Source organism: Paenibacillus aurantius (assembly GCF_032268605.1).
Classification (GTDB): domain Bacteria; phylum Bacillota; class Bacilli; order Paenibacillales; family NBRC-103111; genus Paenibacillus_AO; species Paenibacillus_AO aurantius.
Map to the genome: position 1 here is coordinate 2,660,020 of NZ_CP130318.1, position 13,284 is coordinate 2,673,303.

Consider the following 13,284-nt stretch of genomic DNA (forward strand, 5'->3'; position numbering starts at 1 on the left):
GATAGGATTTCGCAGCCTGCCAGCCGGGCCAGGACAGACAAGCTGGTCCGAATTTCCGGATACCGACTTCTTCGTCCGGCGTCATGCCTTTTAATCCGGTCCCTGAAGCTTGAAAGGCCGCCGGAAGAGTGACAAGGTCAAACCCTTGACATTAGTCCCGGTCTGGAGTAAACTGATCAAGGTTGATGTAAAGGGTTTTTCCTTGACGGGGGTGATCTAGCCGGATGGAACAGAATGCACTGGCCAAAACAACCAGGGTTAACCTGCTTTACGATTTCTACGCTCCACTCTTAACGGAGAAGCAGAGAACCTTTCTGTCCTGCTATTTTCACGATGACCTGTCCCTCGGAGAAATCGCTTCGGAATTTGAGATCTCCCGGCAGGCGGTATACGAGCACATCAAGCGGGCGGAAGCCACACTTGAGGAGTACGAGAACAAGCTTCAGCTTTGGGAGAAGCATGTACAGCGCAAGGCCCTGCTCGGGCAGCTGAAGGAAGCGGCCCTGTCTGTCCAGGACGGCTCGGCCGAAAGATTGGCTCAATGGATTAAACAGCTGGAAGATATAGAATAATCTTTAGGTACGGAGGTGGGCATTCATGGCATTCGAAGGTTTGGCCAGCCGGCTGCAGAATGTATTCGGCAAGCTGAGAGGAAAAGGGAAGCTTTCGGAAGAAGACGTCAATGAAGCCCTGCGCGAGGTTCGCCTGGCCCTTCTGGAAGCGGACGTCAACTTCAAAGTCGTCAAAGAATTTGTTGCCAAGGTCAAGGAACAGGCGATCGGCCAGGATGTGATGAAGAGCTTCACCCCCGGCATGGTGGTCGTGGACATCGTCAACAAGGAGCTCACCGCTCTTATGGGCGGGACGCAGAGCAAGCTGGCGAAGGCCAACAAGCCGCCTACCGTGATCATGATGGTCGGTCTTCAAGGGGCCGGTAAGACCACCACTACCGGTAAGTTAGCAAAGCTGCTGCAGAAGCAGAATGCGCGCCCTCTGCTTGTCGCCTGCGACGTTTACCGGCCGGCTGCGATCAAGCAGCTGCAGGTGCTGGGCGAGCAGATCAAAGCCCCGGTGTTCTCTCTTGGAGACCAGGTAAGCCCCGTAGAGATCGCCCGTAAGGGCATGCAGCAGGCGAAGGACAACCATAACGATTACGTCATTATCGATACCGCGGGCCGGCTCCATGTCGACGAGGAACTGATGGACGAGCTGAAGAACATCCGGGAAGCCGTCAAGCCGGATGAGATTCTCCTGGTCGTGGACGCCATGACCGGACAGGACGCCGTGAACGTGGCGGAAAGCTTCCACAAGCAGATGGAGCTGACCGGTGTTGTTCTGACGAAGCTCGACGGGGACACCCGCGGCGGTGCGGCCTTGTCGGTCAAAGCTGTGACCGGCTGCCCGATCAAGTTCGCGGCGATGGGCGAGAAGGTGGATGCGCTGGAGCCGTTCTTCCCGGACCGGATGGCGTCCCGGATTCTCGGGATGGGGGATATGCTTACCCTGATCGAGAAGGCCCAGTCGAACATCGATGCCGACAAGGCGAAGGAAATGGAGCGCAAGCTCCGCAACGCCGAGTTCACGTTCGAGGACTTCCTCGAACAGATGGATCAGGTCAAGAAGCTGGGTCCCCTGGACCAGATTCTCGAGATGCTCCCCGGCATGAACAAGATGAAGGGCATGAAGGATCTGAAGGTCGACGACAAACAGATGGGGCACATCGAAGCCATCGTGAAGTCGATGACTGTTCAGGAGAAGCGCCAGCCTGAGATCATCAACGCGAGCCGCCGCAAGCGGATCGCGAACGGAAGCGGGACCAGCATCCAGGAAGTGAACCGGCTCATCAAGCAGTTCGATGATATGCGCAAGATGATGAAGCAGTTCTCCGGCATGATGGGACCGAAGGGCCCCAAAGGCCCGCTCGGCAAGCTGGGCAAAGGTTTTAAATTCCCGTTCGGTTAATCCGGCGGTTAGGATTTGACGATTCTTTTAAGGAGGTGAAACATCATGGCAGTACGTATTCGCTTGAAGCGCATGGGTGCTCACAAGGCTCCCTTTTACCGTGTGGTCGTTTCGGATTCCCGTTCCCCCCGGGACGGACGTTTTATCGAAGAAATCGGTACTTACAACCCGCTGACTCAACCGGCGGCTGTAAACATCGACGAAGAGAAAGCGTTGAAATGGCTTCAAACCGGTGCACAAGCTTCGGACACGGTTCGCAACCTGTTCAGCAAAGCCGGCATCATGACCAAATTCCACGAATCCAAGCTCCAGAAGTAAGCCTTACCTTTGGAGGTCTATCATGAAGGATCTGGTGACCGTTATCGCTAAAGCGTTGGTTGATCATCCCGAAGATGTCCATGTGAAGGAAGTGGAAGACAGCCAAGGTGTTGTGTACCGGCTTTCCGTGAACCCGTCCGATGTGGGCAAGGTGATCGGCAAGCAGGGACGCATCGCCAAGGCACTCCGTACCGTTGTCACCTCGGCAGCGGTGAAGGAAAACAAACGTGTTTCCGTCGAGATTGACTCTTAGCTTCTAGGAGTCTCTCTCACGGCACATCCAGTAAAGGGGTAGGGAAACCTAGCCCTTTTGCTGTACCCTTCAATAACCAACAGGGAGGTTGCCATGAGCGGCAAGCTTTATAACGTAGGTAAGATTGTGAATACCCACGGCATCCGGGGCGAGCTGAAAATCGTCCCCCAAACGGACTTTCCCGAAGTCCGGTTCGCCAAGGGCAGCGAGCTGGTGCTGCTGCATCCGGAGCGCGACGAAACCTTGACGGTAAAGGTGGAATCCGGACGTCCGCAGAAAAACGTATACTTGGTTAAATTTGCGGGCATGACTGATATCAATGAAGTGGAGAAGTACCGAAACTGGCTCGTGAAGGTCAAGGAAGAGCACCTCGTCGAGCTCGAAGAGGGCGAGTACTATCACCACGAGATCATCGGCTGCCGTGTGATCACGGATGAAGGGGAGGAGCTCGGAACGATTACCGAGATTCTGTCGCCCGGAGCGAACGATGTCTGGGTGGTCAGCCGGCCGAAAGGCAAGCAGGTGCTCATTCCGGTCATCGATGATGTTCTGCTGAATGTGGATGTTCCCGGCAAGACCGTAACCGTATCCCTGCTGGAGGGCCTGCTGTAGTGATGAGAATCGATGTGCTGACCCTGTTTCCGGAAATGTTCGAGGGCGTCTTCGGCGCCAGCATTCTGGGCAAGGCCCGGGAGAAGGGAATCGTTTCCTTGGCCACGGTCAACTTCCGTGAATATTCGACCAACAAACACAATACGGTGGACGATTATCCGTATGGGGGAGGCGGAGGGATGGTGCTTAAGCCCGAACCCGTCTTCGCGGCGGTGGAGGACTTGATGCGGGAAGGAGAGCCCAAGCCCCGGGTTATCCTATTATGCCCGCAAGGCGAGACCTTCTCCCAATCCAAGGCGGAGGAGCTTTCCCGGGAGGAGCACCTGGTGTTCATCTGCGGCCACTATGAGGGCTATGATGAACGCATTCGCGAGCACTTGGTTACGGACGAGCTGTCCATCGGTGATTATGTCCTGACGGGAGGAGAACTTCCGGCTATGGTCATGATCGACAGCGTGGTCCGTCTGCTTCCCGGTGTCCTCGGCAACGAGCTGTCCGCCGTTACGGACTCCTTCAGCACGGGATTGCTGGAATATCCTCACTACACCAGACCCGCCAAATTCCGCGACTGGGAGGTGCCCGAGGTGCTCATATCCGGCCATCACGGCAATATCGAAGCTTGGCGCCGCCGGCAATCGCTGGAACGGACCTTCCGGCGCAGGCCCGACCTTCTGGAGCGGATGGAGCTTACCCCAGCCGATCGACGCTTCCTGGAGGAACTCCAAAAGAATGAGGCGGAAACCTAGCGCCGCTATTGTATTTTAACGGCAGCTGTGGTAGGATTAATTCTGTTGTGAATTTTCCTTTAGGGCCGTTCCTCTTATAGGAATTCGGTTATTAAAGGGTTGTTATCCTGGTGGTCCTCTACGCATTGACAGCTAGATTAGTGACACGATGAAAGCGGAATGAACACCTGTGTGGAAGGAGGGAGTCCCATGAATTTGATTCAGGAGATTACGAAAGAACAATTGCGCCAAGATCTTCCTAAGTTTCGCCCTGGCGACACGGTGAAGGTTTACGTAAAAGTTATCGAGGGTACCCGCGAGCGGATTCAGCTGTTCGAAGGCGTTGTAATTAAGCGTCGCGGCGGCGGAATCAGCGAAACGTTTACCGTTCGTAAAATTTCTTACGGCGTGGGCGTGGAAAGAACTTTCCCGCTGCATACACCTAAGATCGACAAATTGGAAGTGGCTCGCCGTGGTAAAGTTCGCCGTGCGAAACTCTACTATCTGCGTAACCTGCGCGGTAAAGCAGCGAGAATTCAAGAAATTCGATAAGATTGAAACGGGGGGCTTGTGCAAGCAAGTCCCTTTTCGTTTTCCAAGAAACGGACAGATGCTGGAGAAAGGTCGGTGTGGGCAGTGGAAGATGGGCAGGTTCAACAGCCGGATGCAGTAAAAAGCGAAATATGGGAATGGGCCAAAGCCCTTATCATTGCGGGAGCTTTGGTGTTGTTGATCCGTTTTTTTGTGTTTGCCCCCTTTATCGTCGAAGGACCGTCCATGGAACCTAACTTCTACACGGGAGAACGGCTCATCGTTAACAAAATCATCTACACCATCCGGAAGCCCCACCGGGGAGAAGTGGTCGTGTTCCACGCCCCGCAGGAGAAGGATTACATAAAACGGGTCATCGCGCTGCCCGGCGAAACGATCAAGATCGAGAAGGGCAAAGTCTACATCAACAACGAGGAATTAAAGGAGCCTTATATCCAAGAGGCGATTGATAAATATTTTAAGGAGAACAACGCCGACTATAACGCGAACTATAAGGAAATGACTATTCCGGACGGGGAAATCTTCGTGATGGGAGACAACCGCGTGAACAGTACGGACAGCCGGATGATCGGACCCGTTGCCTATGAGAAAATCATCGGGCGTGCGGATATTATCTTCTGGCCGCTCTCCAAGCTGCAGCTAATCAAGCACGACTACTAGAACCTTTAGACCGAAGAGGGGGTGATCCTGTTGACGATTCAATGGTTTCCGGGCCATATGACGAGGGCCAGAAGGCAGATTGAAGAGAAATTGAAGCTGATCGATGTCGTGATCGAGCTGTTGGATGCGCGCATCCCGCTATCGAGCCGCAATCCGATGATCGATGAGATTCTGCAGGGGAAGCCGCGGCTCGTTCTTTTGAATAAATTCGATTTGGCCGACCCTCAAACGACTCAGGCTTGGGTGGCTTATTTTAAAAGGAAAGGTCTCGACGCCCTGCCGATCGATGCGGTAACGGGTAACCAGATGAAAGAGATTGTTCCCCGCAGCCAAGCCCTCTTGAAGGAAAAAATCGAGCGGCAGCTTCGCAAAGGCATCCAGCCGCGTGCGGTGCGGGCCTTGATCGTGGGGATTCCTAACGTCGGCAAATCGACCCTCATTAACCGTCTGGCAGGACGTAAGGTAGCCGCGACCGGGGACAAGCCCGGCGTTACCAAGGGGCAGCAGTGGATCAAGGCGGGATCGGAGCTCGAGCTGCTCGACACGCCCGGTATCCTCTGGCCGAAATTTGAGGATCCGGGCGTGGGCCTTCGGCTTGCCGCGACCGGGGCCATCCGGGATGAAGTGCTGCCCTGGGAGGAAGTCGCCTTTTTCGCCGTGAAATATATGGTGCAGTATTACGAAGAAGCGTTGAAGGAACGCTTCTCCCTGGACGTGGAAGGAATCGACCTGGAGAATCCGCAAGAAGTCGTAGAGGTCATGGAAGCGATCGGACGCAAGCGGGGATGCCTGCAGAGCGGCGGACGAGTCGATCTGGAGAAGGCGTCCACCCTGATTCTTCGCGATCTTCGGGCCGGCAAAATGGGCCGGATTTCCTTGGAGCATCCCGACGACGGAGTGGATTTGTCGGTAGAACGCTGAAAACCACCGGGTAACCGGATACCAATAGCTTGACAGAAGAGCAAAGACCAGCCGAAGAGGCTGGTCTTTTTTTTTGGTAAGACGAGAAGAAATGCTTGAGATTAAGGTCCAAAGTAAGGGTAGTGGAGGAGGGGCGAAGCTCGTGACGGCCGCAGTCCGTCTGCTGGGAACCGCCTCGGAAGAGGAAAGTCTGCGTAAGCAGGTGGTGGATGAGGCGGTGGAGTTCATGGAAAAAATAGCGGCCATCCGCATACGCAACCGTTCGGTTTCCGCCGGCGGTTTTTTTATTATGGAGTCTCTTGGTTCTGGCCCGGGTAGGGGGGATGGAGTATAATCGAGTAACGGGGTGAGGACAGCATGCTGCAATACGAGCAGGATTTATGGAAAATGAATTATACCCGGATAGCGGGAATTGATGAGGTCGGGCGGGGTTGTTTGTTCGGCGATGTGGTGGCGGCGGCGGTCATTCTGCCCTGCGGCCTGATTATAGAAGAGGTCAATGATTCGAAGAAGCTGACCGCCAAGAAGAGGGAGGAGCTGTATGCCCAAATCATGGACCAAGCGTTGGCGGTTGGGATCGGAATGGTTGACTGTGCGACCATCGATTCCATCAATATCAAACAGGCCGCACGGCTTGCGATGAAGCAGGCCTTGGAGAGGTTGACGATTCGTCCGGATTATTTGCTGGTGGACGCCGAGAAGGTGGACACCTCGATCCGGCAGCTGGCCATCGTTCACGGGGACACGGTCAGCCAGTCCATAGCCGCCGCCTCTATCGTCGCGAAGGTGACCCGGGACCGGATGTGCGAGCAATGGGACAAGCAGTACCCCGAGTACGGGCTGGCCAAGCATAAAGGATATGCCACCAAGCATCACCGGGCCAAATTAAGGGAATTGGGACCTAGTCCGTTACATAGAAAAAGCTTTCTCGGCAAGCTGCTTCAAGAAGAGAAGGAACAGCTGACATTTGATCTGTGAAATAGGCTTCCGCCTGCCGATAAATAACCCATAGACACAGAAGAGCGAAGGGGATGGGGAAGGCATGAATATTGGTCAGCTTCTTCGGAGCATGATCGGAGAAGGACAGCCGGCGGAGCCCAAAACCTTGGAGCTGAAAGCAGGCCAGGTGGTAAAAGGGATGGTGCTTCGTCTGCTGGCCGATCAGCAGGCGATGGTGTCGATAGATGGCATCACGGTTAAAGCGCGCCTGGAGGCCCCTCTGAAGGCGGGAGAAGCGACTTGGCTGCAGGTGCAGCCGTCCCCGGATGGCGGCCCGCTCGTCCTTAGTCCGGCCGCTAATGGAACCGCAATCGTTGAGGGGGAGGAATCCTTAGCTCTGCTTCTTAAAAGCTTTGCTCTGCCGGACGAGCCGGGAAACCGGGTAGCGGCGAGGATTCTGCAAAGAGAAGGCATCCCGCTAACGAAAGAAACCATCAGGGGATACGCGGAAATGAGCGGGCAGGCCCCTTCGGGCGTCCCGTCCGGAGAGTGGAAGCAGGCGGCTCTTCTGGCCGTCAAGAAGGGCATTCCGCTTAGCCGGGAGACCGTAGCTCCCCTTCGGGAGGTCTTGTATGGCATTCCGCTTCACCAGAAGCTTACTAGTCTGAGAGAACAAGTGGAGACCTTTCTAAGCCAGCCAGGGGCAAGCTCAACCCCGACGGGCCGAATGCTGCAGCAGACCGTGCAGCTCCTCGAAACGGTCCTTGGCATGGGACAGGAGGCGATGGAGGCGAAGGGAACTACGCTTACTCCCTCCTCCTCTCTGATGGCTGAGGAAATCCAAGGAGGAAGCAGGCCTCCGTCGGCTGCGGTGGCAGCAGCTCGGGGTTCTGTTCCGGAAGAAATTGCGGAATTCCGCGCGAGTGTCCCGTTCATTCCACCTAAGGAAGCGGACGGAAATCTCAAGGGTCAGGAAACCGCACGGGGTAAACGATCGGGAGATCGGACATTATCCGAGCCTGCCACAGAGCGCAGCCCGGTTCCTGCCCCCCTTCGCCAAACGGATTCCTCTCTTTCCGCGGAAGATTCTCCTCCTCCCGAAACCGCTTCTACCCGACCTGAATCCGGGATAACAGGAGCGGAAAACGGAGATGAAGTGGGGCCAAGGAAAGGATTGGACAGGCAGCAGGCCCTTATTCGATCCGAGACTTTGGAAACAGAGGAAAGCTCGAATACGCCGCAGGAAAGGAAGGTTTCTCCGTCAATTGAAGAAGAACCTTGGATAGGCAAGCTCTTGAAAGCGGTAGGGATCGACCATGAGCATCACGTGGCAAGAAGGCTGCAAGCCGCCTCAGCCGTCTCTCCGAACTCTCTGGAGGAAGGAGTAGCCTGGCTGGAGGGAAGTCCGGAAGCGCACGAAGCCGTACGGGCGGCGGGAGATAATTTGAAAAGTCTCCTGCTGCAGCTGACGGCAACCGAAGGACTGCCTTCCTCTTTAAAGGATTCGGTGCAGCAGGCTCTTCAGCAGGTGACCGGGCAGCAGCTCCTTCTGGCTTCAGATCGTCAATCCGCGTTCACCCATGTTACGATTCTTCTTCCCTTCCGAGATGGGAACGGAGTTCAGACGGCAGCCGTTCACGTTCAGTCGCGCAAAGGCCCGCGGGGGGAATTGGATCCCTCCAATTGCCGGCTTGTTTTTGATCTGCAGATGAAGGCATTGGGCAGTACCTTGGTGGACGTTCAAGTATATGACCGCCTCGTGAGCCTGCAGGTTTTGAACAACGAGCCCTTTACGGCCTCCCTTCTGGAGAGCCACAAAGAGGAGATCGCCAACGGACTCTCCGGCTTGGGTTACCGGTTCCTCTCTTTGAAATGCTCGTCCTTTCCGGAGCAGCCCGCGGACCTGAATGAAGGGAACGATGCGGCGGGCATACCGCCCGTTCCGGCTGCTTACCGCTCCAAGCCATATAAAGGAGTGGATCTACGGATATGAAGCCATCCAAAACGAACCTTAAACAAGCGGTGGCTCTCCGGTATTCTCCCGGTACCAAACAAGCCCCGACCGTGACGGCCAAGGGGAAAGGGCAAGTAGCGGAAGCCATTCTGAAGAAAGCGCGGGAGCATGGCGTTCCGATCCAGGAAGATCCGTCCCTGGTGGAGGTGCTCTCCAAGCTGGAAATTAACCAGGAGATTCCCCCTGAGCTGTATCAGCTTGTGGCCGAAATTTTAAGCTTTGTCTACCGTTCGGATCAGAGAGCCAAGGGAGGTCCATCATGAAGGCGGCCAAGCCGGGAAGCCGAAGAGAAGTGGGGCAAAAGGGAGAAGACCTGGCCGCTCAATTCTTCACCGACAAGGGAAGCCGGGTAATCCGACGCAATTGGAGATGCCGGTCAGGCGAACTGGATTTGATTGTGGAGGAGGAAGGTATCCTCGTTTTTGTCGAAGTGCGGACCCGGCGGGCAACCGGGCGGTTTGGGACCCCGCAGGAATCCGTTGATTACCGCAAGCAGCGGCAGGTAAGAGAGACCGCTCAAGTCTATCTGCATCAGACGGGAGGCCACGACCGCCAAATCCGTTTCGATCTGGTGTCGGTTATGCTTGATTTAAAGGGGGACGTCCTGGAGATCCAGCATCTGCCGTTTGCCTTCTAAGTCTCTTTGATAAGCCATACAATAAACAAGAAGAGGAGGAGCCCGTGAAGGGCTCCTTTTTCATTTGAACGGATAGGGGGAGAAGGAGGAAGAGGGGGATGAAAGTGGAATGGAAGGAGCTAGAAGGATAGAGAACGGACCGGATCCTGAGAAAATAACTATTTAACGAGGTTAATTATTATTGTCAATAATTGTCTAACCTTCTTGCTTCTTGTCCAGGCTGCGGTACTGGATCGCTTCGGCCAGATGCTCGGTCTCGATGTCCCGGGATCCGGACAGGTCAGCGATGGTGCGGGCGATTTTGAGAATCCGGTCGTGGGACCGGACACTGAGCCCCAGAGCGTCGAAGGTGAGGCGAAGCAGATCTTCGCTTTCGGGTTTTAAGGCGCAATGCCGGCGAAGCGAGCTGCCCGATAATTCCCCATTGAAGCGAATCCCGGTATTATGGAACCGGCGGGCCTGGATGGCATGTGCTTTCTCCACCTGTTCTTTCATGGCGGCAGAGGAAAGATTGGCTTCCTTGGAGGTCAAGGAGGCATAATCCATTCGGGGAACCTCCACATGAAGGTCGATGCGGTCAAGCAAGGGCCCGGATATTTTGGACCGGTAATTTCCGATTTTGAGCGGCGAACAGGTGCACGAGTGGGAGGGGGTCTCCGCACCGTAATAACCGCAAGGGCATGGATTCATGGAGGCCGCCAGGACGAAATGGGACGGGAAAGTGAAGACGGCGCGTGCCCGTCCGATGGTTACGCTCCTGTCTTCCAGAGGCTGCCGCAGCACCTCCAGAACGCTGCGCGAGAATTCGGGAAGCTCGTCGAGAAACAGCACACCCCGATGGGCGAGGCTGACCTCACCCGGTTTGGGGATGGCTCCGCCTCCAATCAAGCCCCCGCCGGAGATGGTATGATGAGGGGAGCGAAAGGGCCGCCGGCGTAAAAGCTCCGCCCGCCCGTTCAGCTTCCCGGCTACGCTGTAAATCTTGGTTACCTCCAGGGCTTCGGAGTCGGGCATGTCCGGAAGAATGCCCGGGAGCCGCCGGATGAGCATCGTTTTGCCGGTGCCGGGTGGACCCACGAGAATGATGTTGTGAAGGCCGGAGGCGGCAATGACCATGGCTCTCTTCACATGCTGCTGGCCATTAACATCGGCATAATCGGGTTCGGACGAAGCGGTTGAGATCGAACCCGGAGCAGGATTTATTATATGCTGTGAATAATTAATCCCGTTAATCAAATCCCCCGAAACCTGTCGAATGTCGTTCAGATGGGATAAGGGGTAAGCTTTGAGGCCTTCTACGAGCAGCGCCTCGTGCAAGTTAGCTGCGGGGAGGACGATCTTCTCCAAACCTTTTTCCCGGGCATGGTGGACCATAGCCAGAATGCCGGGAACGGGACGAAGAGATCCGTCCAGAGCTAGCTCTCCGATAAGCAGGGTCCGCTCGAAGCCTTTCGCCTCCAGCTGCCCGCTCGAAACAAGAAGACCGATGGCGATGGCCAAGTCGAAGGAAGACCCTTCCTTGCGGACATCCGCAGGAGCGAGGTTAATCGTGACCCGTTCCATCGGAAAGGTATAGTTGCAATTGCGGATAGCAGCCCGCACCCGCTCCGCCGATTCCCTTACGGCGGAGTCAGGTAGCCCCACCAAATTAACTTGGGGGAGTCCGCTGCTGATATCCGCCTCTACTTCAATTAACTGTGCGTCGATTCCATGGACGCATGCACTCCATACTTTGCCAAACAAATGAAAGCACCTCTCTCCCGGATATATTCCCCCTGCCCAATAGGCGGCGAAAGTCCTGCGGAAAAAGGTGCTTCCTCATTTCCATAATGTCTTTCTACTATTATAAACCAATTCCATCTGAAAAGGTACTCCTGCCAAATTTGGAAAAACGGATGGAAGTTCGGCTCAACCGGACATACTAACCTGGAGGTGAGACGAATGAACAACCAGCCGTATTATTGTCCTAGCTGCCGGTCCAACCGGTACAAATTCAAGCAGGTCATCACGTACACCCAGCCTTTCTACAAGGATGCGGTAACCGGAGAGGTCGTCGAGAGGATGGAGCCGGAGCTCGTTCACGAGCCGGAGGCGGTTATCCAGTGCCAGGTATGCGGCTTCGAAGGCAACGAGCTGCGATTCATCAAGCAGGCGGAGCGGGAGCCGAGACGCTGACCGGCTCTGAACTCGAAACGCGCCTTTTTCGTATAGAAAATAGGCGCTGTTTCTATGTCCGGCCGCAGCCAGGGAAATGCAATTATTTCCTGAACAATAAGAAAAAACGCCTTATTCCGAGCGGTTCCGCACAGCAGGGAAAGCAAAATGTTATTTTCGTGTTAAAAAAGAGGAAACGTGACAGAAAACGTGGTACAATAGATGAGGCTTGTCGAGCGGTGTGACTGGAGATCCGAGGAACGGGTTTATACGGTTATGCCTATTTCGGTGACCCATTGTTTGTGAAGCTTAGGCTAAACATACAGAAATGCTGATAGGAGGATTCGAGAATGAATATCCATGAGTATCAAGGCAAAGAAGTCCTGAGACAATATGGAGTCGTCGTTCCCAATGGCAAAGTGGCTTTCACCGTGGATGAAGCGGTTGAAGCGGCTAAGGAACTCGGCACTCAGGTAGTTGTCGTCAAGGCGCAAATCCATGCAGGCGGACGGGGAAAAGCCGGCGGTGTTAAAGTCGCCAAAAACCTGGACGAAGTGCGTACATACGCCCAGGAAATTCTCGGCAAGGTTCTGGTTACCCACCAAACGGGTCCGGAAGGCAAGGAAGTCAAGCGTCTCTTGATCGAGCAGGGCTGCGACATCAAGAAAGAATATTACGTAGGGGTTGTCGTTGACCGTGCCACCGGCCGTGTCGTCATGATGGCTTCCGAAGAAGGCGGAACGGAGATCGAAGAGGTCGCCGAGCATTCCCCTGAGAAAATCTTCAAAGAAGTGATCGATCCGGCTGTCGGGCTGCAGGCTTTCCAAGCCCGCCGTTTGGCTTACGCCATCAACATCCCGAACGCGCTTGTAAACAAAGCGGCTCAGTTCATGCTGGCTCTTTACACCGCTTTTGTGGACAAAGACTGCTCCATCGCGGAAATCAACCCTCTCGTGGTAACGGGCGACGGCAATGTAATGGCTCTCGACGCCAAGCTGAACTTCGACTCTAACGCCCTCTATCGTCATAAAGACATCCTTGAGCTTCGCGACCTGACCGAGGAAGACGAGAAAGAAATCGAAGCTTCCAAATTCGACCTGAGCTACATTGCCCTGGACGGAAACATTGGGTGTATGGTTAACGGCGCGGGTCTAGCCATGGCTACGATGGATATTATCAAATACTACGGCGGCGAACCGGCCAACTTCCTTGATGTAGGGGGCGGTGCGACGACGGAGAAGGTTACCGAAGCCTTCAAAATCATTCTTTCCGATCCTAAAGTTAAAGGGATCTTCGTTAACATCTTCGGCGGAATCATGCGCTGTGACTTTATCGCGAACGGTGTCGTGGAAGCCGCTAAACAGCTTGGCTTGAACAAGCCCCTCGTCGTTCGTCTCGAAGGAACGAATGTCGACCTGGGCAAAAAGATTCTTAACGAGTCCGGGCTTAACATCATTGCAGCGGATTCGATGGCGGACGGCGCTCAGAAGATCGTTGAGCAAGTAAAGAACGTTTAATTCTGGATAATTGGTAAAGG

17 protein-coding genes are annotated in these 13,284 nt (G+C 54.8%); 16 read left to right on the plus strand and 1 reads right to left on the minus strand.

Going from position 1 to position 13,284, the window contains the following annotated elements:
- Window positions 1-224: 224 nt before the first annotated feature.
- From MJA45_RS12000 to MJA45_RS12065, 14 genes are all read left to right on the plus strand, one after another.
- Window positions 225-572, plus strand: a complete 348-nt coding sequence (locus MJA45_RS12000; protein WP_315607486.1) for a putative DNA-binding protein — start codon at window positions 225-227, stop codon at window positions 570-572.
- A gap of 25 nt (window positions 573-597) precedes the next feature.
- Window positions 598-1,962, plus strand: coding sequence for a signal recognition particle protein (gene ffh, locus MJA45_RS12005; RefSeq protein ID WP_315607487.1), 1,365 nt, complete (start codon window positions 598-600; stop codon window positions 1,960-1,962).
- 45 nt (window positions 1,963-2,007) lie between these two features.
- Window positions 2,008-2,280 carry a 30S ribosomal protein S16 gene (gene rpsP, locus MJA45_RS12010; protein WP_315607488.1) on the plus strand — a complete coding sequence of 91 codons (273 nt, stop codon included), beginning with the start codon at window positions 2,008-2,010 and terminating at the stop codon, window positions 2,278-2,280.
- Between the two features lie 22 nt (window positions 2,281-2,302).
- Complete coding sequence (locus MJA45_RS12015) at window positions 2,303-2,533, plus strand: KH domain-containing protein (protein ID WP_315607489.1); 231 nt, start codon at window positions 2,303-2,305, stop codon at window positions 2,531-2,533.
- A 93-nt stretch (window positions 2,534-2,626) separates the two neighbouring features.
- On the plus strand, window positions 2,627-3,145 hold the full coding sequence (gene rimM, locus MJA45_RS12020) for a ribosome maturation factor RimM (RefSeq protein ID WP_315607490.1): 519 nt from the start codon (window positions 2,627-2,629) through the stop codon (window positions 3,143-3,145).
- Window positions 3,146-3,147: 2 nt separating this feature from the next.
- Window positions 3,148-3,891 (plus strand): tRNA (guanosine(37)-N1)-methyltransferase TrmD, encoded by a 744-nt coding sequence (trmD, locus tag MJA45_RS12025; RefSeq protein WP_315608003.1) that lies wholly within the window; start codon window positions 3,148-3,150, stop codon window positions 3,889-3,891.
- Window positions 3,892-4,080: 189 nt separating this feature from the next.
- Window positions 4,081-4,422 carry a 50S ribosomal protein L19 gene (gene rplS / locus MJA45_RS12030; RefSeq protein WP_315607491.1) on the plus strand — a complete coding sequence of 114 codons (342 nt, stop codon included), beginning with the start codon at window positions 4,081-4,083 and terminating at the stop codon, window positions 4,420-4,422.
- Between the two features lie 75 nt (window positions 4,423-4,497).
- Complete coding sequence (lepB, locus tag MJA45_RS12035; protein WP_315607492.1) at window positions 4,498-5,082, plus strand: signal peptidase I; 585 nt, start codon at window positions 4,498-4,500, stop codon at window positions 5,080-5,082.
- Between the two features lie 30 nt (window positions 5,083-5,112).
- The gene (ylqF, locus tag MJA45_RS12040; protein WP_315607493.1) at window positions 5,113-6,003 is read left to right on the plus strand and encodes a ribosome biogenesis GTPase YlqF; all 891 of its coding nucleotides are present in this window, start codon (window positions 5,113-5,115) and stop codon (window positions 6,001-6,003) included.
- Between the two features lie 142 nt (window positions 6,004-6,145).
- Entirely contained in the window at window positions 6,146-6,337 is a 192-nt protein-coding gene (locus MJA45_RS12045; RefSeq protein ID WP_315607494.1) for a hypothetical protein, read from the plus strand.
- Between the two features lie 23 nt (window positions 6,338-6,360).
- The gene (locus MJA45_RS12050) at window positions 6,361-6,981 is read left to right on the plus strand and encodes a ribonuclease HII (RefSeq protein WP_315607495.1); all 621 of its coding nucleotides are present in this window, start codon (window positions 6,361-6,363) and stop codon (window positions 6,979-6,981) included.
- Between the two features lie 64 nt (window positions 6,982-7,045).
- Window positions 7,046-8,935: a hypothetical protein gene (locus MJA45_RS12055; protein WP_315607496.1), complete on the plus strand. Its 1,890-nt coding sequence runs from the start codon at window positions 7,046-7,048 to the stop codon at window positions 8,933-8,935.
- Window positions 8,932-9,219, plus strand: a complete 288-nt coding sequence (locus MJA45_RS12060; protein WP_315607497.1) for an EscU/YscU/HrcU family type III secretion system export apparatus switch protein — start codon at window positions 8,932-8,934, stop codon at window positions 9,217-9,219. Before MJA45_RS12055 ends, MJA45_RS12060 begins: the two co-directional genes overlap by 4 nt.
- Window positions 9,216-9,593 carry a YraN family protein gene (locus MJA45_RS12065; RefSeq protein WP_315607498.1) on the plus strand — a complete coding sequence of 126 codons (378 nt, stop codon included), beginning with the start codon at window positions 9,216-9,218 and terminating at the stop codon, window positions 9,591-9,593. The genes MJA45_RS12060 and MJA45_RS12065 overlap by 4 nt, the downstream gene beginning before the upstream one ends.
- A gap of 195 nt (window positions 9,594-9,788) precedes the next feature.
- On the opposite strand, the gene MJA45_RS12070 is transcribed toward MJA45_RS12065, so the two are convergent.
- Window positions 9,789-11,336 (minus strand): YifB family Mg chelatase-like AAA ATPase, encoded by a 1,548-nt coding sequence (locus MJA45_RS12070; RefSeq protein ID WP_315607499.1) that lies wholly within the window; start codon window positions 11,334-11,336, stop codon window positions 9,789-9,791.
- Between the two features lie 198 nt (window positions 11,337-11,534).
- On the opposite strand from MJA45_RS12070, the gene MJA45_RS12075 reads away from it, so the two are divergent.
- Window positions 11,535-11,768, plus strand: a complete 234-nt coding sequence (locus tag MJA45_RS12075; RefSeq protein WP_315607500.1) for a hypothetical protein — start codon at window positions 11,535-11,537, stop codon at window positions 11,766-11,768.
- 329 nt (window positions 11,769-12,097) lie between these two features.
- Window positions 12,098-13,264 carry an ADP-forming succinate--CoA ligase subunit beta gene (sucC, locus tag MJA45_RS12080; RefSeq protein ID WP_315607501.1) on the plus strand — a complete coding sequence of 389 codons (1,167 nt, stop codon included), beginning with the start codon at window positions 12,098-12,100 and terminating at the stop codon, window positions 13,262-13,264.
- The last annotated feature ends 20 nt before the right edge of the window (window positions 13,265-13,284 follow it).